This is a genomic window from Achromobacter sp. ACM03 (genome assembly GCF_014851665.1).
GTDB classification, from domain to species: domain Bacteria; phylum Pseudomonadota; class Gammaproteobacteria; order Burkholderiales; family Burkholderiaceae_B; genus Achromobacter; species Achromobacter aegrifaciens.
Window position 1 is genome coordinate 1,043,205 of the sequence record NZ_JACVAD010000001.1, and the last position, 22,307, is coordinate 1,065,511.

Sequence of the window (22,307 nt, forward strand, 5' to 3'; positions counted from 1 at the left end):
GAAAGGGGCGCTCGGCGCCCCTTTCCTTTTTTAGTGCGTGTGTGCGTCCAGCACCAGGTGCGCCATGCCTTTCTCGGTGGCCAGGCCCACCTTCTGCCCGATCGGCAGCGTCGCCTTGGTGGCAACATGGCCGTACGGCAGCCCCGTCACCACCGGCACCTTGACCGTCTTGCGCAGCCACGCCACGACTTCGTGCAGGTCGTAGCCGTTGTCGTGCGGCGCCAGCTTGTAGTCCGAGAAGCGGCCCAGCACGATGGCCTTCTGCTTGCCCAGGATGCCGGCCTGCGCCAGCTGGATCAGCATGCGTTCGATGCGGTAGGGATGCTCGGCCACGTCTTCCAGGAACAGGATGCCGCCCCGCACCTTGGGCATGTAGGGCGTGCCCAGCAAGGACGTCAGCATGGCCAGGTTGCCGCCCCACAGGATGCCGCGGCAGTCCACCGCATCGGCGTCCTGGGTTTCGAAGCTGAGGATTTCCAGTTCGCCGCGCATGATCTCGCCGAACAGCGCTTCGGTCAGGTCATCGACCTTCTTGCCGCCGAAGTCATAGACGGCCGAGGCGCCGGTATAGCTGACCGCGCCGGTCTGCGCCAGCAGGCCCAGGTTGAAGGCGGTGAAGTCGCTCATGCCCACGAATCGCTTGCCGCTGTCGGCCATGGCCTTCCAGTCGATGGCAGGCAGCAGCCGGCCCATGCCGTAACCGCCGCGCGTCACCATGACGATGGGCAGCTTCTGCTTGGCGGCGCGCGTAAGGCTGGCCAGGCGCTGCGCGTCGGTGCCGGCAAAGCGCTGGTGCTGCGCGTACGCAGTGCGGTCCACGGCGGTCTTGAAGCCCTGTTGCTGCAGCCGTTCGCGCGCCAGTTCGACGGCGGCCGGATCGCGCACGGCAGACGACGGCGAGATCAGGTAGATGCCGCGGGCGTCGGGCAGCACGTGGGCGTGGCTGTGGTCATGCCCGCAGTCTTCATCACATTCGTGGCCTGCGTGGCCATGATCGTGGTTGTGGTCATGGTCGTGGGCGGCGGCGGCTTTCGCGCCGCGCGCCTTGGCGCCTTGGGATTTGCTCATGCTGCGGATTCCTTGCTGCGGCGCTCGCGGAAGAACCGGCGCAGCAGCTCGCCGCAAGGTTCCGCCAGCACGCCGCCGGTGACTGAGGTGTGATGATTGAGTTTGGGGACCGAGCCCACGTCCAGCACGCTGCCGCAGGCGCCGGTCTTGGGATCGTAGGCGCCGAACACGACGCGCGCGAGCCGCGCATGCAGCATGGCGCCGATGCACATGACGCAGGGCTCCAGCGTGACGTATACGGTGATGCCCGGCAGCCGGTAATTTTCCAGCGCGCGCGCGGCGCCGCGCAAGGCGACGATCTCGGCGTGGGCGGTGGGGTCGTGGTCGATGATGGTGCGGTTGTAGCCGCGCCCCAGGATGTCGCCCTGGGCCGACACCACCAGCGCGCCTACCGGCACCTCGCCGATGTCGTAGGCTGCTTGCGCCTGTTCCAGCGCCAGTTCCATGAAGCTGGCATCCTGCGCGGTCCAGGCCGGGACCGCCGCCATCGGGACTGCTTCAACCACGGTACACCCGGGACTTCAGCGCGATGCGGCCGGCCAGGCTGGTCACGGCCTCTTCCAGCCATTGGTAGAGCTCGGCGTGCTCGTCGTAGCGGGCCTGGTTCAGGTTCGATACCCGGCCCTCTTCGATGAAGCCCCAAGCCCGGCTGCGCTTGTCGCGATGCTTGGGGTCCCAGACACCGAAGGCGAAGCCGCCGGCGCGGCGGATCAGCGAAAAGCACGGGATGTCGGTGTAGCCGTCGCCGACGAACACCATCTGGTCGAACGGCACGCGCAAGCGGTCCTCGGGCACCTTGCGGTTGACCTCGAAAGGCTTGTTGCGGAAGTCGCGGCCGATGATGCCCTTCTGGATGTGGAACAGGTAGCGGGTCTTGTCGGTAAAGCTGACGATGCGTCGCGGAAACGCGATGCCGCCGTCCGCGCCGTAGATGAATTCGGACGCCCAGATCTCGGTGAACTCATGCGCGATGGGCGTAGACCTGACCACGTCGCCGATGCCGCTGGAAATCAGGTAGAACTCCAACTGCACCTGCGGCTGTTCGGCCCGCACGGCGGCGCGCAGCCGCTGGAACAGCGTGGGCACGCCGTCGTGCAATTCCAGCCGGGCGCCCCAGTCCTTCAGGCGCTGCTGCGTGATGAGGCCGTGCTTGCCCGATTGCGACAGCTGGATCATCTGGTACAGATAGGCGGGCACGGGATCCCAATCCTGCTGCGAGAGCAAGGGATCGACCTCATCCTTCCAGAAGGATGCCGTGTCCACGCCCATGCTTTCCAGGAAGCCGGACGTGCTGTCCGAGGCCAGCGTGTCGTCGAAGTCGAATATCAGGGCGATGACGTCGGACATGTATATGCGTGAAAAAGGGGCGACAGCCGCCATTTTGCCTGAATGTGGCGGCGGCTGCGCCCCTGGAGGCCCAAGGCGGGCGGCCCTGCCGCCCCGGCCCCGACTGTCGCTTACTGGCGCACCGGCGCGGTCATGGGCGCCGCCGCCGGCGCGGGCGCCATGCCCGGCGCGCTAGTCGCGGGCGGCACGGTATCGGCCGGCACCTGGATCACGGTTTCACGCAGCACGCCCCCGCCCTGCACGCTGCCACGCACATTGGTCGGCGAGGTCATCTGCGTGACGCAGTCCTGGCGCGAGGCGGCCGGCAGGCGGTTGCAGCGGTCCAGCATGTTCTGCTGCAGTTGATCGTTGTTGCCGTCCTTGAGGTTGTTGCGGCCGCTTTCCTGGCGCGCCGCGCCGGCTTCGCGCATGCAGGCGGCCTGGTCCTGGCCGGTGGCGCCGCTCTTGCATGCCGCGACGTCCTGCTGGTACTGGGACTGAGCTGAGCCGCGGCCGGTCGCATCAGCCGCGTGGACCGCTCCCGCGGCCAACATCAGGCCAGCGGCACAAAGCGTCGCCGCGAGGCGTTTGGTATGCATGGGTCGTGTAGTCATGGTCAGCTCCTTGAAGTTGATTGAACCGTTACCCACTATCCCACGATGACGCTTCGGCTACATGTCCAGCGACATGAAATCGTAAGACTACGTTTCAATTGACGCGACGCAACAAATCCTGCCTTTCCCCTTAACTTGCGTCGCGCTCGGCGTCGGTCTTGCTCAGGCGATTACGGTAGGTTGCCGCACGCATGAGCAGCATGGCGGTCACGGGCGAAGACACGATCAGCAGCAGCGTGATGATGACTTCATGAAACACAGGCCGCGAGGACAGTGCCGAAAACACCAGGATGGACGCCGCGAGCACGCAGCCGCAACCCATGGTGTTGCCCAAGGTGGGCGCATGGATGCGGGCATAAAAGGTACGGAAGCGCAGCAGGCCGGCCGAACCGGTCAGCGCAAGCAGGCCGCCGAGCACCAGCAGGATGCTCGCGGGTATGGCGGCCCACAGCGGGATCTGGGCGTCGATCATGGCTCGATCACCTCGCCGCGCAGCAGGAAGCGCGCCATGGCGGTGGAACCGACAAAGCCGAACAAGGCGATCAGCAGCGCAATGTCGAAATACACGGAAGTGCCGGAGCGGATGCCGAACACCAGCATGGTCAGCATGCCGTTGATGTAGAGCGTGTCCAGGGCCAGCACGCGGTCCTGCGCGGTGGGACCGCGCAGCAGCCGGATGGCGGCGAAGACCATGCCCAGCGCGAAGCAGAGCAAGGCGAAGGACGCCGCCCAATAAAGTATGTTGTTCATTCGAAAATCTCCATCAGCGGGCGCTCGTAGCGTTCCTGCACCAGCTTGATCCAGTCGCCTTCGTTCTGCAGGTCCAGCACGTGCAGCTTTAGGCTGTGGTCGTCGGTCAGGTCCACCCAGACGGTGCCCGGCGTGTACGTGACGATGCAAGCCAGCATCGCCAGGCCGTGCGGGTCGCGCATGGTCAGCGGGATCATGATGAACCCGGGCGAAAAGTCATTGCGGCGCGGATTCAGGATCAGCCGCGCCACGGCGATATTGGATTTGATGATGTCCGCGGTCACGTGCAGGAACAGCGGCACCGCCTTCCACAGGCGGCGCGGCTTGGCCCTCAGCGGCCGCAGGCGCGACGCCGCCCAGGTGAACCAGAGCGCCAGCGCGATGCCCAGCGCGATCTGGCCCGCGGACGCGCTCTGGTTGAGCACCAGCCACAGGACGAACAGGTAGACGGGCAGGAACAGGAAGTAGAGGCGGCGCATCAGCTTCCTCCCTTGAGGCCGCGCACGGTCTGCGCGGACATGACGGCGTCGATATAGGACTTGGGCTGGTCCAGCGACCGTGCCGCGTCGTCCAGATAGGCCGACACGGGGCCGGCGCCGGCCGCCAGGCCCACGCACAGCAGCAACAGCACGGCCACCGGCCCGGCTTCGATCAAGCGCAGGCGCGGCGTGCTGCGGTCATCGCTGGCCCAGAACACGCGGATGCCGGTGCGGCCCAGGCCGATAAGGCCCGCCAGCCCCGACAGCAACACCGCGGCCACCAGTATCCAGGCGTCCATGGGCACGACCGATTCGTTGGCGGCCGACACCGCCGCCGACAGCAGCGACAGCTTGGCGACGAAGCCCGACAGCGGCGGCAGGCCGGTTACCAGCAAGGCGCAGGAAATGAAGGCCAGGCCCAGGAAGGCCATGGCGGCGGGAATGGCCACGCCCACCACGTCGTCGGAACGGTTGACCGAGGCCGGGTCGTCCAGGTCGAATGCGTCCAGGGTGACCGCCAGCACGTTGGCGCCGAAGCTGCGGGTGCGCTCGATCAACTCAGCCAGCAGGAAGAACGCGCCCGTGGTCAGCACGGAGCTGAGCAGGTAGAACAGCGCCGGCCCCGTCAGCGTCACGCCGGGCATGCCCAGTGCGGTCAACAGCGTGCCGGCCGACACGATCACGCAGTAACCCACCATCTTTTCCAGTTGCTGGGTCGCCAGGAGGCCCAGGCCGCCGAACAGCAGCGTGGCCAACCCCGCCGCGAACATCCAATCCAGGCTGAAGGCCGCCGGCGCGCCGGTGGGCAGCAGCAAGGAACCGATGCGCAGCAGCGCGTAGATGCCGACCTTGGTCATGATGGAAAACATGGCCGCGACGGGGGCGCCAGCCGAGCCGTAGCCCTTGACCAGCCAGAAGTTCAGCGGCCAGGCGCCCGCCTTGACCAGGAAGGCCACGCCCAGGATGGCCGCGCCCGCCTCGAACAGCATGCGGTCCGCGCCCGCCAGGTTGCCGGCGCGCACCGCCAGGTCCGCCATGTTCAGCGTGCCGGTGACGCCGTAGATCAGCGCGATGCTGATCAGCAGCAGGAACGAGGCCACCAGGTTGACCGCAATGTACTGCAGGCCGGCGCTCACGCGCGCCACGCCCGAGCCGTGCAGCAACAGGCCATAGGACGCCGCCAGCAGCACCTCGAAGAATACGAAGAGATTGAACAGGTCGCCCGTGAGGAAGGCGCCGTTCAGGCCCATCAGCAGGAACTGGAACAGCGAATGGAAATGCACTCCGGCGCGGTCCCAGCGCGCCAGCGCATAGACCAGCGTCGCCAGCCCCAGCACCGCGGTCAGGGCCAGCATCACCGCAGCCAGGCGGTCGACCACCAGCACGATGCCGAAGGGCGCGGGCCAGTCGCCCACCAGATAGACCCCCACCCCGTCCGGCCAGACGCCAGGCACGCCGCCGCCCGCCACCACCAGCAGCGCGATAGCGGCAGCCAGTTGGCCCAGCGTCGAAACCAGCGCAATGGCGCCACGGGTGTAGCGGCGGGTGTCCGCCAGCAGGAGCATCGCCGCGCCAGCCGCCAGCGGCGTGACGATGGGCAATACGGGCAGGTGTTGCAGCCAAAAATTCAAGATTGGGACTCCCGTCCATCAACGTGGTCGGTACCCGTGAGGCCACGCGAGGCCAGCAGCACAACCAGGAACAGCGCGGTGGTGGCAAAGCCGATCACGATGGCCGTCAGCACAAGCGCCTGCGGCAGCGGATCCGCATACCAGGAAGGATCATGGGCCATTGCCGGATCGACCACGGGCGGACGGCCCGAGGTCAGCCGGCCCATGCCGAAGATGAACAGGTTCACCGCGTAGGAAACCAGCGACAGGCCCATGATGAACTGGAAGGTCCGCGGCCGCAGCAGCAGCCAGACCCCCGAGCCCGCCAAGACACCGATAGCGATGGCGTATATCAATTCCATCAGGCTTCCCCTGTTTGTGCGGCCGCCGCCTGGATTTCGACGGCAGCCTTGCGTTGCGCGCGCAGCGATTGGTGGGCCAGCGCCACCAGCACCAGCACGGTGGATCCCACGACCAGCATGTAGACGCCCAGGTCGAACAGCAGCACGCTGGACAGATGCACGTGGCCGATCAGCGGCAGCGCGACATCCCAGGCCAGCGCCGCCAGGAAAGGCTTGTAGGCGAGCCACGCGCTCACCGCCGCGGTGCCGGCGAACAACAGGCCGATGCCGATCCAGTTCTGCGGGTTGAGGCGGCTGCGCGACTCCACCCAGTACACGCCACCGACCATGTATTGCAGGATGACGGCGGTGGCGAAGATCAATCCGCCCACGAAACCGCCGCCCGGCTCGTTGTGGCCGCGCAGCAGGAAGTACACGGAAATCAGCGCGGCGGTGGGCAGCAAGAGGCGCACCAGCACGGTCGGCACCATCATCGAACCCGTGGGCACCAGACACTTGATGTCCGGCGCGGCCGGCACGCCGCCGTCCTGGTCGATCTGCTGGCGCGGCAGGTCCGCGCTTTCGGCGGCCGGACGGAAGCGGCGCAGCAGCGCGTAGACGGTCAGCGCCACGATGCCCAGCACCGTGATTTCGCCGAAGGTATCGAAACCGCGGAAGTCCACGAGGATCACGTTCACCACATTGGTGCCGCCGCCATCGGGCAGCGCACGGTCGACGAAATACGAGGAGATGGTGTCGCCTTGCGGCCGCACCAGCACCGCATAGGCCAGTGCGGCCATGCCGGTGCCCGCGGCGCCTGCCAGCAACAGGTCGCGCAGACGCCGCCCGCGAGCCCGCAGCGTGGCCTTCAGGCTTTCGTCTTCATCCTGCGCAATGCGCCGCGGCAGCCAGCGCAGGCCCAGCAGCAACAGCACCAGGGTCACGACCTCGACCGACAGCTGGGTCAGCGCCAGGTCGGGCGCCGAGAACCAGACGAAGGTCAGGCAGGTGATCAGGCCGGCGCCGCCCGCCAGCGCCAGCGACGCCAGGCGGTGGTACTTGGCCTGGAAGGCGGCGGCCAGCGCGCAGCCCGCGCCCACCAGCCACAGCAGCGCGAAGGCCGGATCGATCGGCGTCATGCGGCCCGAGCCATCCAGCCAGCCGCCCGCGCGCAGCGGCAGCCAGGCCACGAACAGCGTACCCAGCACGATCAGCAGCATCTGCACCTGCAGGCGCGAGGACGCCAGCCAGCGCAGCAGCCAGGCCGCGGCCACGCTGGAGCCGTCCAGCAGCGCCTCGAAGCTGCGGCGGCCGTCCAGGCGGTAGATGAACGGCACCCGGCCCGGATTGGCGCGCTGATGGGCGCGCAGGGCGAGATAAAGCAGAATGCCGGCCGTGGTCGCAACCAGGCTCATGACCAAAGGCAGGTTCAAGCCGTGCCAGACGGCCAGGCTGTACTCCGGCATGTCCTGACCCAGGATGCTCTGGGCCGCGGTCGCCAGGAACGGGCCGACCGTCAGGCCCGGCACCACGCCCACCAGCAGGCAGATCGCCACCAGCAGCGCGCTGGGGAACAGCATCCAGCGCGGCGGCTCGTGCGGGGCGCGCGGCAGGTCGGTGGCCGGGGGGCCGAAGAACACCTGCAGGATGAAGCGCAGCGAATAGGCCACGCTGAACGCGCCCGCAATGGTGGCCACCAGGGGCAGGCCGATCTCGGTGATGCGGTCGCCGCTGACGAAGGTGGTCTCGGCGAAGAACATTTCCTTGGACAGGAAGCCGTTGAGCAGCGGCACCCCCGCCATCGACGCAGCCGCCACCATGGCCAGCGTGGCGGTGATCGGCATGGCCTTGTACAGGCCGGACAATCGGCTCAGGTCGCGCGTGCCGGTCTCGTGGTCCACGATGCCCGCCGCCATGAACAGCGAGGCCTTGAAAGTGGCGTGGTTGATCATGTGGAAGATGGCGGCCACCAGCGCCAGCGTGCTGTTCAGGCCCAGCAGCAGCGTGATCAGCCCCAGGTGGCTGATGGTGGAGTACGCCAGCACCCCTTTCATGTCCTGCTGGAAGATGGCGGCGTACGCGCCCAGCACCAGCGTGATCAGCCCCGCCCCGCCGATGATCCAGAACCATTCGTCGGTGCCCGACAGCACCGGCCAGAAGCGCGCCAGCAGGAACACCCCGGCCTTCACCATGGTCGCCGAATGCAGGTAGGCGGATACCGGCGTGGGCGCCGCCATGGCGTTGGGCAGCCAGAAATGGAACGGGAACTGCGCGCTCTTGGTCAGCGCGCCCAGCGCCACCAGGATCAGGACGGCCGGATACCAGGGGTCGGCCCGCACCAGATCGCCCGCGGCCAGCACGCGGTCCAGGTCATAGCTGCCGACGATATGGCCCAGGATGAGGACGCCGGCCAAGAGGCACAGCCCGCCGCCGCCCGTGACCGTCAGCGCCATGCGCGCGCCGCGGCGGGCGTCCAGGCGGTGATGCCAGTAGGCGATCAGCATGAAGGACGCCAGGCTGGTCATTTCCCAGAACATGACCAGCTGGATCAGGTTGCCCGACAGCACCACGCCCAGCATGGCGGCCATGAAGGCCTGGAAGAAGGAGAAAAAGCGCGGCACCGGATCTTCCGGCGACATGTAGTAGCGCGCATACAGCACCACCAGCGCCCCCATGCCGGAGACGATCAGCGCGAACAGCCAGGCGTAGCCGTCCATGCGCAGGGTGAACTGCAGGCCCAGGGCGGGCGCCCAGGGCATGTCGAAGCGGACCACGCCGCCGTTGGCGACCTCGGGATAGAGGCTGATGACCAGCACCACACAGACCAGTGCGATGAGGCCCGCCAGCCAGGCCTCGGCATTGCGGGCGTTGGATGGCAGAAGCGCGGCGCACAGGCTGCCGGCAAACGGCAGAGCGAGGATCAGGATCAGCGACATGGCGTTCCGAGAGTGTCCGGGCCCCCTCCCGCCAGCGCAAGGCAGCGAAAGACGAACAGACCGGGGATTGAAAAACGGACGGAACCCTGGCCCGGTGCGTCGCTGCACTACACGTTGCCCCGCGGGGGGCATCAACCAACGCCATTGAACGGCGCAGACAGAAACAAACGCAATAGCTTTCTTGCAAGACCGGCCAAGAATCTCATACGAAAAATATCAGATTCTTGTAAGTTATGCAGAGATTTATGTGTTTACGATGCGGATGACAGCAAGATCGATGCGCAATCCTTGCGCAATTGAAATATTCCGGAAGCTGTTCATGTCTTTGTCAGCATTGGATTTTTTCGTCTATTGCCGTCTTCTCCGGGCAACGGCGCCGTAAAAAAATAACCCTGGACAAGCCAGGGTCTATCCGGGTTGACCGACGGATATTTACTGTGTGGAATGGCGCCCACGAAGCATCCACCGCGCCAGCATCCGGGCGCGGCAGGCTTCACCGACGCCGGCCCAAGAAGCCGGCCGGGTCGGAAATTCAAATAATCTGGAGAAGACTCTTGACCATGCTGTCCCAAGCCAAGGCCGTCCTGGCCGCCGCCATCGCCGGCCTCTGCCTCACCACCGCCGCGCAGGCAGCCGACCCCTACCCCAACAAACCCATCCGCCTGATCGTCCCGTTCGCCGCGGGCGGCACCACCGACATCGTCGCGCGCATCGTCGCCGAAGGCCTGACCCGCGAGCTCGGCCAGGCCGTGGTGGTCGAGAACCGAGGCGGCGGCGGCGGCTCGATCGGCGCCGATGCCGTGGCGCGGTCCACGCCCGACGGCTACACCCTGGGCGTGGCCACCGTCAGCACCATGGCCACCAACCCGGCCACCAACCCCAAGAACCCGTACAACCCGTTGAAGGACTTCGTCCCCATCACCAATATGGTGAACGTTCCCAACGTGCTGACGGTGAACCCTGCCGTGCCGGCCAAGACCCTGGCCGAGTTCATCGCCCTGCTGAAGGCCAACCCCGGCAAGTACGCCTACGCGTCCTCGGGCGCGGGCGGCATCGGCCACCTGGACGGCGAGCTCTTCAAGTCGCTGACCAAGACCGACATGGTGCACGTGCCCTACCGCGGTTCGGGTCCGGCCCTCAATGACGTGATCGCCGGCCAGGTCAACGCCCAGTTCGACAACCTGCCCTCGTCCATGCCCCACATCCAGGCCGGCAAGCTGCGCGCCCTGGCCGTGGCCGCGCCCAAGCGCCTGCCCGCGCTGCCGGACGTGCCGACCTTCTCCGAAGGCGGCCTGCCGGAAATGGACAACATGGCCTGGTACGGCCTGGTAGCGCCCGCCGGCACCCCGCAGGCGGTGGTCGACCGCATCCATGACGCCACCGTCAAGGCGCTCAAGGATCCGAAGATCGTGCAGCGCCTGGCCGACGGCGGCTCGCTGGTGGACGGCAACACGCCCGCCGAATACGCCGCCCAGATCAAGCGCGAGCTGGAACTGCGCCAACGCATCGCCAAGGAACGCAACATCCAGTCGACCAACTGATCGTCAGCGGACAGCGCGCCGGCCCGGTCCGGCGCCGCCCCAAGGCCGGCCTGTTTCCCAGGCCGGTTTTTTTTCGCGCCCGCCTTGCGCCCCCAACGTTCCAAGGGCTGCGCTTGACTGCAATCGCCCCGGTGGTAGCATGTGCGACCGTGCGATCCCATCTTTCTCCCCCTCCCTGCGCCGCCTGCGCGCTTTGCGCCCTGCGCTCGACCCTGTTGAGCTCGCAGGAAGTCGCCGCGCGCTCCGCCTACGCGCGCTCCAAGCCCGGCTAATCGCCCGCTTTTCCCCTTTCTGATTCCTGCACCGGCCCGCCGCCGGCTGCCTGCGCACATTCGCGCATCCGGCAGCCTTGCTGCCGGCCGGCGGACGCCCTGCCGCGTGGCCGGGATCCGCGTCTCGTCCCTCGATCCGCAACGCCAACGCAGGCTTGCGGCCAGGCCACGCACCGACCTATTCAAGCGCCATGCAACTCACCAAGAACTTCGTCAAAGCCAAGAACCCCTGCGCGGGCGGCTACAAATGGTTCATCCGCGACCACAACGGCCAGGGAGACTACCAGGCCGTGCTTGACGCCTTGGTCGCTGACGGCCGCGTCAGCGACGCCTGCTGGCTGCTGGACCAGTTCGGCCCCACCGACGCGGTGCTGCGGCTGGATTCGGTCGACGCCAATGCCATCGTGTTCGCCGGCACGCTGGAAGTGCGCATGGGCATCAATGTGGACAGCGTGGTGCGCGCCGGGCGCAGCATCGTCACGGGCGGCGGCATCCGCGCCGGCGAAACCATCCAGGCGGGCGAGAACATCACCGCCAACGCCAACATCGCCAGCGGCGGCAACCTGCGCGCAGGCGGAGACATCAGCGCCGATTGGGGCATAGAAACCGCCACGCGCCTGGACTGCGGCGGCAATGTGCGCGCCAAGTGGGACATCTGCGCCGGCCAGGACCTGGCCGTGACCGGCCACCTGCATGCCGGGCAGGACATCCAGACGCAAGGCGGCATCAAATGCGGCCAGGGCATCAAGGCCGGCGGCGACGTGGGCGCCGAAAAGGAAATCGACGCCGCCTGCGGCATCCAGGCCGGGGGCTCCATCCAGTGCGGCGAGCACCTCGCTTCCGGCTGGGGCCTGATCGCCGGCGAGGACATCCGCGCCGAAGGCGCGATCCGGGCAGGCGAAGGCGTGCAGGCCGAAGGCGTGATCGAGGCCGGCACGGGCCACGGCATCTACGCCGGCCTGAGCGTCCGCCTGGACGCCTGGGCCGCCTGCGCGCGGGTGGTGGCGCAGAGCCGGCCCGAGCAATTGGTCAGCGGGCACTGGGACGGCCAGGACAGCGCCGCCTACGCATAACCGCAGCCCCGGCGCAGCCGGGGCGCAAAGCCGCCTACTCCGGCTTGATGTTCGCTTCCTGCATGCGGCGGCCCCAGGTGCCCAGTTGCGCCTCCACGAAAGCCTGCTGTTGCGCCTGCGTGTTCGGCGCGGCCGTCATGCCCAGGGCGGCGAACTTCTGCTGCACCTCGGGACGCGCCAGCGCGTCGTTCACCGCCTTGTTCAAGCGCTCCAGGATAGGCTGGGGGATGCCGGCGGGACCGGCCAGGCCTACCCATACCACCAGGTCGAAGTCCTTATATTCCGTTTCGGCAAAGGTTGGCACATCCGGCAGGTCCGGCAAGCGGCGCTCGGTGCTGATGGCAAGCGCCCGCAGCTTGCCGCCGCGCAGCAGCGGCGTGGCGACCGACAGGTCCGCCATCACGTAATCGACCTGCCCGCCTGCCAGGTCCGTCAGCGCCGGAGGCTGGCTCTTGTACGGCACGCCTTCCGCGCGCACGCCGGCAATGCGGTTGAACGCCGCCGCGCCGACCTGCCCGCCCGGCGAGCCGTAGCCGTAGTTCAACGATCCCGAGGCCGCCTTCTTCACGAACGTGGCCAAGTCCTTGTACGGACCGTCCGCGCGTACCAGCAGCAGCATGGGCATGGTGGTCAGGCGCGACACGTGGCTGAAGTCCTTCTGCGCATCGTAGGGAAGCTTCTTGAACAGCCCCGGATTGATGGAGTTCAGCGAACTGCTGGAGATCGTCAGCGTGTAGCCGTCGCCCGGCGAACGCACCGCATACTCGGTGCCTATCAGGCCTTGGGCGCCGGGCTTGTTCTCGACGATCACGTTGGCGTTCAGGTCCTTACGCAGTTCTTCCGCGATGATGCGGGCGCTGGTGTCGGTCGCGCTTCCTGGCGAAAAAGCCGCGACGATCTTGATGGGCTTGTCGCCCGGATAGGTCTCGGCCTGCGCCGCGCCTTGCGCGGACAGGTTCAGTAGCGCGCATGCCAACAGCGCGAATCGAATCGTTTTCATGGTCTAGTCTCCTGGTTTTATGGGTACTGCCTGGTTCGCCTTACCGCTCTGACGGCGGTGTTGCGGCGTTCATTTCGCCCAAGCGCGGCGGGCCCCGGCGTATGGCCGCCGGCGTGCCGGACAGTTTTATCGGTATGCCCGGGCCGTGGTAGTCGTCGCGCCGGACCACCATCTGGCGATGCTCGGTATGGGCGGCTGCGGCCACCGATGCCATGTCCAGGATCGGCGCGGCCGGTACGTTCTGCGCCAGCAACTGCTTGCCGAACGCCTCGCCATCGACCTGCGCGAACGCCTGGGCCAGCGCCGCATCCACGGCTTCGCGGTTGACCACTCTTTGCCCGTTGGACTTGTAGCGTTCGTCCTGCGCCATGTCGGCAATGCCCAGCTGCGTGCACAGCTTGGTGAAGAGGCGATCGTTGGCGACCGCGATGAACAAGGGGCAGGTCCGGGTCTGGTAAACGTTGTAGGGCACGATGTTGGGATGCCCGTTGCCGCTGGGGCGCGGCGTATTGCCCGACGCCAGGTAATTGGCCAGGAACGGATGCGCCACCGATACGGCGGAATCGTAGAGGCACACGTCCGCCATCTGGCCGCGCCCCGTGCGGTGCCGGGCCTGCAGGGCCAGCAGCACGGCGATCGCGGCGTTCATGCCGGTGGTGAGGTCAACCACCGGCACGCCCAGCCTCAAGGGTTCGCCACCCGCCTCGCCGTTGATGCTGAGCAGGCCGGCCATGGATTGCACCGCGGCGTCGTAGCCGGGCAATTCGCCCAGCGGGCCATCGTCGCCGAAGCCTGTGATGCGGCAATGGACCAGTCGCGGAAAGCGCTCGGTGATGGCGGACGGTTCGGCCACGCCCCAAGCGCGCAGCGTGCTGGCCTTGAAGTTCTCGATCAGCACGTCGGCCGTTTCCAGCAATTGCCAGAACGTCTCGCGGCCGGCTTCGCTGTTCAGGTCCAGCACCATGCTGCGCTTGTTGCGGTTCACGGCGCGGAAATAGGCCGAACTGCCGTCCACGAACGGGGGACCGAAACCGCGGCATTCATCGCCTTCCGGCGATTCGATCTTGATTACGTCGGCGCCATGGTCGCCCAGCATCTGGCCGCAGAATGGCCCTGCCAGGACGCGCGACGCGTCGATGACGCGCAGGCCGGAGAGCGCGCCGCCGGTATCGCTGCTATGCATAGTCTGTCTCCTTCGATTTCAGGCTCAGGCCGAAGCGCCGGCGATCAGCCAGCTGAATTCCCTGCCCTGCGCGCCCGCCTGCGTGTTCATGCGCAGCGCAAGCCGGTGATTGTGCGCATCCAGCGCGCCTTCCAGCAGGCCGTTCCAGGCTTGCGCCACGCAGGGGTGCGCATCGGCCACGGTGTCCATCAGGTTCCAGCCGTGTTGCGTCACGCGCACGCCTTCCGCCGTTTCGCTCAACTCGCACGTGTCGCCCTGTGCTTGCGCCAGCGCCACCATGAAGCGCCCGAACTGCAGCGCGGAACTATCCTGCCCCACGCCCAGCGCCCGCGCCGTCTCGTGATAGAACTGCATGCCTATCATTCTTCCAGTCAGGTGCAGCAGCGCGGCCGCGTCCTCCGGCCCCCACAGGTTCACCGCTACGGGCAAGGCGCTGCGCACGTACTCCATGGCGTAGTTGCGGCTGGCCTTGGCCAGGCGCGTCGCGGGCCAATCCACGGTGGGCAGCGTCGGTGCGGCAGCGGCGTCGAAATCGGGCGCGTCCTCATTGCGGCTGAAGCGCAGGCGTTCATGCGGCTGCAGGTCGCGGTCGTACTCGTAGTAGTAGCCCTCCAGCCCAGACTGGCCGTCGACAGCCTGCTTGGTGCATACGAAACCCAGCCGCGGATTGTTGAGCGACACGCCGTTCTGCGCATGCCAGCCCGCCAGCATGGCGCGCGACACCTCCGACGGTATCGCGCACAGCGCGGTGCCCGACCAGATCCAGCGCGGCGCGGAATAGCGTATCCAGGCCTTGCGGTCGGACTCGTACATGTACTGCACCGCCACGCCGCCGATATGGTTGGAGAGGTAGTGGTACTGCGCCGCCGCCACCGCGGGCGGCAGATGCGCGATGCCCAGCTTCTTCAGGCCCGGCAGGAAGCGCTCGTTGCGCTGGCGGCAGAAGATCTCGTAGACCAGTTCGGCCGCGCGCGCCGTGCCGCGGCGCGTCACGGCCGACAGGACGATGCCGGTGAAGAATGCGTGATACCACTCGGAAACCGCGCGCCAGCCGCGTTCCTCGGATTGCATGTCATGCATGGCCATTCACTCCAGTGGGAACCGCCACGGAACCGGGCAGCAGGGATTGCATGGACGCGACAGCGAAATCCGCGATGTCGCGCGCGATGGCTTCGCGATCCGCTTCGGATTCGCCGGCCCTGGGGCGATACCACATGGTGGTCCAGTTCAAGGCGCCCAATAGCGGCTTGACCTGCAAGGCCGGCGGACCGCGCCGGAAGTCTCCGGTCGCCATGCCCGCCTCGACCACGCTGCGGAACAGCGACTCGTAGCGGTCGCGCTGCCGCACCAGTTCTTCCAGCTCGGCACGCTGGTTCGCCGTGGTGCGTCCGGCCAGGTGCAGTTCGACGCCCTGCACGGTGACGCGCTGGTACGGCAGGTGCGCCATCATCAGATGCGTGTGGGCGTGGGCCATGTTCCAGAGCCGCTGAGGCGGCGACGCGCCCGCGTCCTCCGCCAGCGGCGTCACCGTGTCCAGGTTCAACTGCATGGCGCGCCGGTGCACGGCGAAGAACAGGTCGGTCTTGCTGCGGTAGTAGTAGTAGACGCTGCCTTTCGTGACGCCGATCAGGTCGGCGACCGAATCGATCGTGGTCGCCGCGAATCCCATTTCGGTGAAGGCATGCGCGGCCGCGTCCAGCAGCTCCACTTGCCGCAGGGGCATCTCGTCATAAGGAATGGCAGTCTTGGCTTTCATGCGAACTCCCCGCGCTGCGCCGCAACGCCTGCGCTTTTCTTGATGGCGCGGGCCAGGACCACGCGCTGGATTTCGGAGGTGCCTTCGTAGATTTCGGTGATGCGCTGGTCCCGGTAGCAGCGTTCCACCGCGCTGGGCTTCACATAGCCGCGGCCGGCGAGAATCTGCATCGCGTCGTCCACCACGCTGTGCGAGGTTTCGCTGGCCAGCAGCTTGGCCATCGCGCCCAGCGTGCCGATGTCCTGCCCGGCGTCGTAGGCGCGCGCGGCTTCGTAGGTCATCATCCGCGAGGACGACAGCGCGGTGGCGGCGTCGGCCAGCTTGAAGCCCACGCCCTGGTGGTCGATGATGCTGCGCCCGAAGGTCTGGCGCTGCACCGCGAAGTCTCGCGCCTCGGCATAGCTGCACAAGGCGATACCGTTGGCCTGGGCCGCCACCACCACGCGGCCGATGCTCAAGGTCGCCAAGGCGAGCTTCAGCCCTTCTCCCAGCGTCCCGACCACGCTTTCAGCGCCGACCCAGGTGTCCAGTTTCAGGTTCGTGGTGGTGGTGCCGCGTATGCCCATCTTGTCTTCGTAGTGGTCTACCACCACGCCGCTTGCGTCGCGGTCGACCACGAATGCGCTGATGTTGTTGCGCGCCCCCTGCTCGCCCGTGCGGGCGAACACGATGAAATGGCGCGAATGCCCGCCGTTGCCCAGCCAGCATTTTTCGCCCCGGATGCGCCATCCGTCGCCCTCGGGCACGGCCGTGGTCAACAGGGCCGCCGCATCCGAACCGGCGCCGCGCTCGCTCAGGGCGAAGTTGACCGCGTGGCCGTCGCGCGCCAGGCCGCCCAGCAGCACCATCTTCTGTTCGGCGGTACCTCCCAGGATGACCGGAAACGCGCCCAGCGACAGCGCCGCCAGGATGGCGGCCGTGGAGGCGCAGCCCTGGGCCACGGTTTCCACCACCGCCACCAGCGAGGTCAGCGATGCGCCCGCGCCACCGTACTCGGCCGGAATGAAGAGTCCCGAGATCCCGCTTTCCCGCAACGGCGCCAGGTGCTCCACGGGATAGCGTTGTTCCCGGTCTATGGCGGCGGCCGCCGGCGCGAACGCCCGCGCGGTCAAGTCGGCGGCCTTGTCGCGCCAGGCGCTTGCCTGCGGGTCGAGCGGGGGATTCCAGATCACGGACATCGTTGTCTCCAGCAACATACTAATGAGTATTTAATAAGCTGGATGAGAACATACTACTTGGTATTTTTCTTCGATACCTGGGGAAAACCCGCGACCCAATGAGTTGCCCCGCGGGCGCACTCAAATCCGCTCGCGGGGTCATGCCTCAACTGGCAACGGTCAGGTCCGCACCGCTTTCGCCGCTGGCGCCGGACTGCGCAACACCAGCATCAGGCCCAGCAGGATCGCCGCCATCCCGCCCAGACTCAACGCCGACAACCGGTTGCCCAGGATGAGGTAATCCAGGGCCGCCGTGCCGGCCGGCACCAGATAGAACAGGCTGGTGACGTTGACCAGGTTGCCAGCCTGGATCATGCGGTAGAACAGCAGGGTCGCGCCCACCGAGATCACCAGGCCCATCCAGATCAGCGGCAGGATGAAACCGATCACCCACTCCACGCGGATCGGTTGGAATGGCACGAACAGCAGGCACAACGCCAGACTGACGAAGTACTGCAACGGCATGACGTCCATGGGCGCCTGGCGCACGCGTTTCTGCAGCATCGCGCCGCTGGTCATGCAAAGCAGCGCGGCCAGCGCGTAGGCCATGCCGGCCGCGGAAAAACGCGCCATGCCTACGCTCTGGTAGACCACCATCACCAGCCCGCACAAGGCAAGGCCGAGGCCCGCCACGCGCGGCAATGAGTAACGCCTTTCCATCACCGCCAACGTCAGAATGGGCTGCGCGCCCAGCAGCGTGGCCAGCACGCCCGGCGTGATGCCGTGGTCCAGCGCCAGCAGGTAGCAGATGGAGTAGCCGCCGATGAGCAGCAGGCCAGTGGCCGCGACAGTCAGACGCGTGCCCGGCTCTGGCAGCCAGCGCCGCCGCCACGCGCACAACAGCATCAGCGCGGCCAGCGCCAGGATGAAGCGCAACAGCAGGAAGCCGAAGGCGGAGGCGTGGGACAGCCCCCACTTGGCGAAAATCGCGCCGCCGCTCCACAGCAGCACGAACAAGGAAGTGGAGCCATAGGAGGTCCACGCAGATCTATCGAAAGACATGAGGTTTCTACCTGTCGGGGTATGAACAGGCTCCAGCCCCGCCCGCGCAAGCGGGCATAAACATGCGCTAGACGGATGCAATATGCATCAGGACGTCTGACGAAGCTTTTTTGAAGAAAGGCTGGAGTCGCGTTGCGGACGGCGTCAGCCGACGACGACCGCGCTAGGCGGGTAAGCACCCGAGACCACGCCGCAAGGCGGCGCGACCGGCGGCGATACCACCGTGGACACGACAGGAGAAAAACCGGGGGAAACTGCGGAGCGCCGGGACAGCACACGCGCACGCGTATCCGCTGCGCGGGCAGCGGATGCGGAATCGGCGAGGAGCGTGTGGTCAGGCATGGGGCGTAGCCTACCGGCTGCGCGCGGCGCGGTCAAGCGATGCGCCGCTGCTCCACCCCCATGTCGCGCCACGCTTCGCCATGGCAGGTGAACATGAGGATCTGATGCCGCGTGGCCGCGTCGAACAACGCGCGCTTCATAAAGTCGCGCCGCGCGTCGTCCGTGTGGACCAGCGCGTCGTCGAGCAGCAGCAGCGTCGGCCGCCCTGCTTCGCGCAGCAGATCGGCGTAGGCGAAGCGGGCCAGGATGCCCAGTTGTTCGCGCGTGCCGAAGCTGAGCGCGGACAGCTGGTCCTCGCCGCCCGCGCGGCGCAGCGCGGCGGGCAGCAAGGCATCGTCCAGTCGCAGGTCGGCTTCCGGAAACAGCAGCGCCAGGTAGTGGTTCAGCCGGCGCGCCAGCGGCGCTTGCAGGCGTTGCGTCGCCGCCGCGCGCTTGTCTGCCAGCAGCTTTTGCAGGAGTTCCAGCGCAGCGGCGCGGCGGGCGAAGTCGTCGCGCCGCCGCTCCAGGCGTTCGCAGGCGGCCTCTGCTTCAGACAGGCGTTCGCCCAGCCCTTGGGCGCCCGCCTGGTCCAGCTTGCCTTGCAACTGCAGGATTTCGCCGTGGCGCTTGTGCTGCGCCTCGCGCTCGATCGCGGCGGACTTCTCGTAGCGCTGCACATCCTGTTCGACCAGCTCGGGACGGTGGCCAGCCAATGCCGCCTGCGCCTCGCGCACGCGGCGCTCCAGTTCGTCGTGGCTGCTGCGGACCTCGGCGAGCCTGCCTGCGCGGGCCTGCCGCTGCGTCGCGCGCTCGGGCGATTGGAGCTCGGCGCTGCGCGCCGCCGTCTGGTTTTCCAGCAATTGGGCGCGCGCGCCGTCGGTGTCCATGGTGCGCTGTGCGGCGGCCAGCGCGGTCTCGGCCTGCGCCGAAACCGCCTCGGCCTCGCGCAGGGCCTGGAGCGCCCCGGGCAGATCGCCGCCGTCGTCCGCCTGCGGCGCAGGTGGCAGCTTGTCCAAACGTTCCTGCAACTGCACGCGACGCGCCAACGCGTCGTCGCGCTGCCCACGCAGAACGTCCACGCCCTTGGGCGCATGGATGCCCAGCGTCTTGCGCATGCCGTCCAGCTCGCGCAGCAAGGCGCCATGGCGGGCGTAGCGCTGCTCGGCCTGCGCCAGGCTCTCGACGTCCAGGCGTTGCAGCAAGGCCGCGCTGGCCGCCCGAGCCGCATCGATTTCGCGCTTGAGCGCGGGCAAGTCCTTGCCGCCCGGCTCGATGCGCAAGCGCCCCACGCCCGGCAGTTCCAGTTCGGCGGCCGCCGTCAACAGGACCTCGTCCGCGCCGCTCAGCATCCGGCCGTCCAGCAGCGCCCGGCCGCCCGCTTCCAGCTGATAGGACAGGCGCGTGGCGCTGGCCTGCTGCTGCAATTGCAGGTTGGCCAGTTCGCGTTCGCTCTTGCGCAGGGCTTCGATGTCGGCGTCGGCGATTTCGATCCGCATGGTCTCGGCCTTGAGCGCGGAGCCCTGCTCGATCAATGCGGTGACTTCCTTCAATGCGCCGTCCAGGCGTTCGATCTCCACGCCCAGCTGGAGCAGTTGATGCTCCAGGTCGCGCCGGTCGGCCACGGCCTGCACCGAAGTAACGCGCTGGCGCGCCGCGTCCACCGCGGCCGCATGCGCCTGGCGCTGCTGTTGGGCGCGCGCCAGCGGTTCGCGCGCGGCCTCGACCCGGGCGCGCGCGGCGCGGGCCTCGCTGGCCAGCGACTGGAGTTCGGCCTCGTCCTGCTGGTCGCGCCGGACCTGGTCCTGCAACAGCGCCAGCGTTTGCGCGGCTTGCGCCTGTTCGCGGCGCAGCCCTTCGAAGGCTTCGCGCTCCTTGGCCAGGGCCGCCAGGCGCGCACGCGCCTCGGCCGCCTTGGCTTCGAAGTCCTTCCAGGGCTCGCCGGCCTGGGCGCGCTCGTGGTCGCGGCGCAATTCGGCCAGGCGGTCCACGTCGGCGTTCAGCTGCGCCATGGCCCGCGCGCACTCGTCGCGTTCGGCCGCGGCGCGCGTCAGCGCATCTTCGGCTTCCTTGTAGACGCCCTTGGGGCGGCCATTGCGTGCGTCCAGCAGCGCGCCGCGTTCGGCGGCCACGCGCTCGTACAGGCGGTCGCCATCGCCCGAAGCCAGCTCGCCGGACAGCTGCGTCAAGGCCTCACGCAGATGCGCGCCCGCATGGCCGGCCGCTTCCTGCAGATTCTGGCCGTCGCCCTGCTGGATCCACAACAGGCCCGGTATGCCCGCCAGGTCCGGCTTGCTCTGGCCGCGTCCCGGCAGTTCAAAGCCCAGCAACGCGGCCAGCGCGTTCTCGGCCTCTTCGCCGTCCAGCCGTTGCGCGCCGCCATCGATCAACAGTTCGCAGCGGGCGCGCGACAGGAATTGCTTCTTCAGCACATAGCTGTGTCCGGCATGCGTGAATTCCAGTTCCACGCTGGGTCGCGCGCCGGACTCGCCGTGCGGCGCCAGGTCAGCGACCTTGCTGGTGCTGTAGCGTTCAAGAAAGGCTGAACGGATGGCCGCGGCCACGGTGCTCTTGCCGGCTTCGTTCGGGCCCACGAACAGGTTCAGGCCGTCCTGCAGCCCTTCCAGCGCCATGGGCTGGCGGAACTTGCGGAATTCTTCCAGGGCGATGCGCGAGAGCTTCATTTGGCGGCTCCCGGCGCGGCGCTTTCGCGCTGGAACCGCAGCAGCAGCCGCAATGCCTCGCCCGCAACCGCAGATTGTTCCGGGTCGGCCTGCAATGCCTGCAATTGCGCCGCAACTTCGCCCACGTAGCCGCTGGCGCGCAGTTCGGCCAGGTCGGCTTCGTCCGGTTCCAGCATGAGGCCGGACAGGTCCGGCAGCAGCGCACGCACCTGCGCCGCGGCCTGGTCCACGGCGCGTTGCAGCGCTTCCCAGGTTTCCATGTTGACGTGCCCTTGCAGGTCCAGCCGCAGCACATCCTCGGCGCGCAGCTCGGCCATGCGCGCGGCCAGCGCCTGCGCGTCCGAGGGCAGGCTCAGCGTTTCCGACCAGGCCGACCAGCGGTACTTGCCCGTAGCCAGCCGCTCGACGGCGGGCGTGGCGCCCGGCGCCTCGATGCGCACATGCAGCGCGTACCCCGGTTCGTTGCCGCGGAAGCGGTCCTGCTCCGGCGTGCCGGCGTACCAGGTGCGCTCGTCGATGGACAGACAGCCGTGCCAGTCGCCCAGCGCCAGATAGTCCAGCCGCGCGCGAACCGCGCGGTCCGGGGCGATGGGATTGGTGGCATCGATGGTGTCCGGCAGGCGGCCCGCCACGCTGCCGTGCGCCAGGCCCACGCGGATGCGGCCGGCTTCGGTTTCCAGCGCGTCGAAGGCCTGGGTCACGTCGTCGTAGGTATGGCGTTGCGTCAGGGGCGCGGCCAGCACGGCGAGATTGATCGCCGCCAGATCGACCACGCCGGTGCGCAGCGGAACATGCACGTTGGAAGGGATGCAGCCCAACTGCATCGCCCGGCTCCAGACGCTGTCGGCCAGCGCGGCGTCGTGGTTGCCGGCGATCATGACCCAGGGGCCGGTGTAAGCGGCCATGGCCGCGAACAGGCGGCGTATCGTGCGGTCCGACACGCCCTGCGTGTCGAACACATCGCCCGCCACCAGCACGGCGTCCACGCCGCGCTCCGCGGCCAGCGCAGCGATGCGGGCGACGACGTCGAAGCGGGCCTCGGCCAGCATGGCGGCATCGTCGGTTTCAAACTGGCCGTATTGTCGGCCGATCTGCCAGTCGGCGGTGTGCAGGAAATGGATCATGCGGGCCATTGTA

20 protein-coding genes are annotated in these 22,307 nt (G+C 67.7%); 2 read left to right on the forward strand and 18 right to left on the reverse strand.

The genetic code is table 11. The features are described 5' to 3' along the window. Positions 1-30 precede the first annotated feature (30 nt). The 10 genes from IB257_RS04725 to IB257_RS04770 form a co-directional block, all read right to left on the reverse strand. Positions 31-1,068 carry an LD-carboxypeptidase gene (locus IB257_RS04725; protein WP_192491926.1) on the reverse strand — a complete coding sequence of 346 codons (1,038 nt, stop codon included), beginning with the start codon at positions 1,066-1,068 and terminating at the stop codon, positions 31-33. Continuing rightward, the gene (gene tadA, locus IB257_RS04730; RefSeq protein WP_054453937.1) at positions 1,065-1,556 is read right to left on the reverse strand and encodes a tRNA adenosine(34) deaminase TadA; all 492 of its coding nucleotides are present in this window, start codon (positions 1,554-1,556) and stop codon (positions 1,065-1,067) included. The genes IB257_RS04725 and tadA overlap by 4 nt, the downstream gene beginning before the upstream one ends. Before the next feature lie 10 nt (positions 1,557-1,566). Continuing rightward, positions 1,567-2,415 (reverse strand): HAD family hydrolase, encoded by an 849-nt coding sequence (locus IB257_RS04735; RefSeq protein WP_059380070.1) that lies wholly within the window; start codon positions 2,413-2,415, stop codon positions 1,567-1,569. A gap of 110 nt (positions 2,416-2,525) precedes the next feature. Beyond that, positions 2,526-3,008, reverse strand: a complete 483-nt coding sequence (locus tag IB257_RS04740; protein WP_119449652.1) for a hypothetical protein — start codon at positions 3,006-3,008, stop codon at positions 2,526-2,528. Positions 3,009-3,138: 130 nt separating this feature from the next. Then, a complete protein-coding gene (gene mnhG, locus IB257_RS04745; protein ID WP_054453932.1) occupies positions 3,139-3,480 on the reverse strand; it encodes a monovalent cation/H(+) antiporter subunit G in 342 nt (113 codons plus the stop codon). Continuing rightward, positions 3,477-3,758 carry a K+/H+ antiporter subunit F gene (locus IB257_RS04750; RefSeq protein WP_013394078.1) on the reverse strand — a complete coding sequence of 94 codons (282 nt, stop codon included), beginning with the start codon at positions 3,756-3,758 and terminating at the stop codon, positions 3,477-3,479. The genes mnhG and IB257_RS04750 overlap by 4 nt, the downstream gene beginning before the upstream one ends. Beyond that, entirely contained in the window at positions 3,755-4,237 is a 483-nt protein-coding gene (locus IB257_RS04755; protein WP_054453929.1) for a Na+/H+ antiporter subunit E, read from the reverse strand. The genes IB257_RS04750 and IB257_RS04755 overlap by 4 nt, the downstream gene beginning before the upstream one ends. Next, on the reverse strand, positions 4,237-5,868 hold the full coding sequence (locus tag IB257_RS04760; RefSeq protein ID WP_054453928.1) for a monovalent cation/H+ antiporter subunit D: 1,632 nt from the start codon (positions 5,866-5,868) through the stop codon (positions 4,237-4,239). The genes IB257_RS04755 and IB257_RS04760 overlap by 1 nt, the downstream gene beginning before the upstream one ends. Beyond that, positions 5,865-6,209, reverse strand: coding sequence for a Na+/H+ antiporter subunit C (locus tag IB257_RS04765; RefSeq protein ID WP_054453926.1), 345 nt, complete (start codon positions 6,207-6,209; stop codon positions 5,865-5,867). Before IB257_RS04765 ends, IB257_RS04760 begins: the two co-directional genes overlap by 4 nt. Next, positions 6,209-9,124, reverse strand: coding sequence for a monovalent cation/H+ antiporter subunit A (locus IB257_RS04770; protein ID WP_192491927.1), 2,916 nt, complete (start codon positions 9,122-9,124; stop codon positions 6,209-6,211). The genes IB257_RS04765 and IB257_RS04770 overlap by 1 nt, the downstream gene beginning before the upstream one ends. Positions 9,125-9,684: 560 nt before the next feature. Between IB257_RS04770 and IB257_RS04775 the strand changes: the two genes are divergently transcribed. Together IB257_RS04775 and IB257_RS04780 are read left to right on the forward strand one after the other, a co-directional pair. After that, on the forward strand, positions 9,685-10,665 hold the full coding sequence (locus tag IB257_RS04775; RefSeq protein ID WP_175163865.1) for a tripartite tricarboxylate transporter substrate binding protein: 981 nt from the start codon (positions 9,685-9,687) through the stop codon (positions 10,663-10,665). A gap of 463 nt (positions 10,666-11,128) precedes the next feature. Then, on the forward strand, positions 11,129-12,010 hold the full coding sequence (locus tag IB257_RS04780; RefSeq protein ID WP_192491928.1) for a hypothetical protein: 882 nt from the start codon (positions 11,129-11,131) through the stop codon (positions 12,008-12,010). Positions 12,011-12,044: 34 nt separating this feature from the next. Here the strand turns inward: IB257_RS04780 and IB257_RS04785 are convergent, their stop codons facing one another. The 8 genes from IB257_RS04785 to IB257_RS04820 form a co-directional block, all read right to left on the reverse strand. Further along, the gene (locus tag IB257_RS04785) at positions 12,045-13,010 is read right to left on the reverse strand and encodes a tripartite tricarboxylate transporter substrate binding protein (RefSeq protein WP_054453920.1); all 966 of its coding nucleotides are present in this window, start codon (positions 13,008-13,010) and stop codon (positions 12,045-12,047) included. Between the two features lie 40 nt (positions 13,011-13,050). Further along, positions 13,051-14,193 (reverse strand): CaiB/BaiF CoA-transferase family protein, encoded by a 1,143-nt coding sequence (locus IB257_RS04790; RefSeq protein WP_192491929.1) that lies wholly within the window; start codon positions 14,191-14,193, stop codon positions 13,051-13,053. 24 nt (positions 14,194-14,217) lie between these two features. Beyond that, positions 14,218-15,273, reverse strand: coding sequence for a hypothetical protein (locus tag IB257_RS04795; RefSeq protein ID WP_370540085.1), 1,056 nt, complete (start codon positions 15,271-15,273; stop codon positions 14,218-14,220). Further along, complete coding sequence (locus IB257_RS04800) at positions 15,266-15,949, reverse strand: TetR/AcrR family transcriptional regulator (protein WP_054453914.1); 684 nt, start codon at positions 15,947-15,949, stop codon at positions 15,266-15,268. Before IB257_RS04800 ends, IB257_RS04795 begins: the two co-directional genes overlap by 8 nt. Further along, positions 15,946-17,127, reverse strand: a complete 1,182-nt coding sequence (locus IB257_RS04805) for an acyl-CoA dehydrogenase family protein (RefSeq protein ID WP_192491931.1) — start codon at positions 17,125-17,127, stop codon at positions 15,946-15,948. The genes IB257_RS04800 and IB257_RS04805 overlap by 4 nt, the downstream gene beginning before the upstream one ends. A gap of 159 nt (positions 17,128-17,286) precedes the next feature. Then, a complete protein-coding gene (locus tag IB257_RS04810; RefSeq protein ID WP_192491932.1) occupies positions 17,287-18,168 on the reverse strand; it encodes a DMT family transporter in 882 nt (293 codons plus the stop codon). A 374-nt stretch (positions 18,169-18,542) separates the two neighbouring features. After that, on the reverse strand, positions 18,543-21,170 hold the full coding sequence (locus tag IB257_RS04815) for an AAA family ATPase (protein WP_192491933.1): 2,628 nt from the start codon (positions 21,168-21,170) through the stop codon (positions 18,543-18,545). After that, positions 21,167-22,294 (reverse strand): DNA repair exonuclease, encoded by a 1,128-nt coding sequence (locus IB257_RS04820; protein ID WP_119449677.1) that lies wholly within the window; start codon positions 22,292-22,294, stop codon positions 21,167-21,169. Before IB257_RS04820 ends, IB257_RS04815 begins: the two co-directional genes overlap by 4 nt. Positions 22,295-22,307: the final 13 nt, after the last annotated feature.

What these genes read in the sequence shown, in the direction of transcription:
- IB257_RS04725 (WP_192491926.1), bottom strand. Translation starts at nt 1,068, where the DNA reads ATGAGCAAATCCCAAGGCGCCAAGGCGCGCGGCGCGAAAGCCGCCGCC.
- tadA (WP_054453937.1), bottom strand. Translation starts at nt 1,556, where the DNA reads ATGGCGGCGGTCCCGGCCTGGACCGCGCAGGATGCCAGCTTCATGGAA.
- IB257_RS04735 (WP_059380070.1), bottom strand. Translation starts at nt 2,415, where the DNA reads ATGTCCGACGTCATCGCCCTGATATTCGACTTCGACGACACGCTGGCC.
- IB257_RS04740 (WP_119449652.1), bottom strand. Translation starts at nt 3,008, where the DNA reads ATGACTACACGACCCATGCATACCAAACGCCTCGCGGCGACGCTTTGT.
- mnhG (WP_054453932.1), bottom strand. Translation starts at nt 3,480, where the DNA reads ATGATCGACGCCCAGATCCCGCTGTGGGCCGCCATACCCGCGAGCATC.
- IB257_RS04750 (WP_013394078.1), bottom strand. Translation starts at nt 3,758, where the DNA reads ATGAACAACATACTTTATTGGGCGGCGTCCTTCGCCTTGCTCTGCTTC.
- IB257_RS04755 (WP_054453929.1), bottom strand. Translation starts at nt 4,237, where the DNA reads ATGCGCCGCCTCTACTTCCTGTTCCTGCCCGTCTACCTGTTCGTCCTG.
- IB257_RS04765 (WP_054453926.1), bottom strand. Translation starts at nt 6,209, where the DNA reads ATGGAATTGATATACGCCATCGCTATCGGTGTCTTGGCGGGCTCGGGG.
- IB257_RS04770 (WP_192491927.1), bottom strand. Translation starts at nt 9,124, where the DNA reads ATGTCGCTGATCCTGATCCTCGCTCTGCCGTTTGCCGGCAGCCTGTGC.
- IB257_RS04775 (WP_175163865.1), top strand. Translation starts at nt 9,685, where the DNA reads ATGCTGTCCCAAGCCAAGGCCGTCCTGGCCGCCGCCATCGCCGGCCTC.
- IB257_RS04780 (WP_192491928.1), top strand. Translation starts at nt 11,129, where the DNA reads ATGCAACTCACCAAGAACTTCGTCAAAGCCAAGAACCCCTGCGCGGGC.
- IB257_RS04785 (WP_054453920.1), bottom strand. Translation starts at nt 13,010, where the DNA reads ATGAAAACGATTCGATTCGCGCTGTTGGCATGCGCGCTACTGAACCTG.
- IB257_RS04790 (WP_192491929.1), bottom strand. Translation starts at nt 14,193, where the DNA reads ATGCATAGCAGCGATACCGGCGGCGCGCTCTCCGGCCTGCGCGTCATC.
- IB257_RS04795 (WP_370540085.1), bottom strand. Translation starts at nt 15,273, where the DNA reads ATGCATGACATGCAATCCGAGGAACGCGGCTGGCGCGCGGTTTCCGAG.
- IB257_RS04800 (WP_054453914.1), bottom strand. Translation starts at nt 15,949, where the DNA reads ATGAAAGCCAAGACTGCCATTCCTTATGACGAGATGCCCCTGCGGCAA.
- IB257_RS04805 (WP_192491931.1), bottom strand. Translation starts at nt 17,127, where the DNA reads ATGTCCGTGATCTGGAATCCCCCGCTCGACCCGCAGGCAAGCGCCTGG.
- IB257_RS04810 (WP_192491932.1), bottom strand. Translation starts at nt 18,168, where the DNA reads ATGTCTTTCGATAGATCTGCGTGGACCTCCTATGGCTCCACTTCCTTG.
- IB257_RS04815 (WP_192491933.1), bottom strand. Translation starts at nt 21,170, where the DNA reads ATGAAGCTCTCGCGCATCGCCCTGGAAGAATTCCGCAAGTTCCGCCAG.
- IB257_RS04820 (WP_119449677.1), bottom strand. Translation starts at nt 22,294, where the DNA reads ATGATCCATTTCCTGCACACCGCCGACTGGCAGATCGGCCGACAATAC.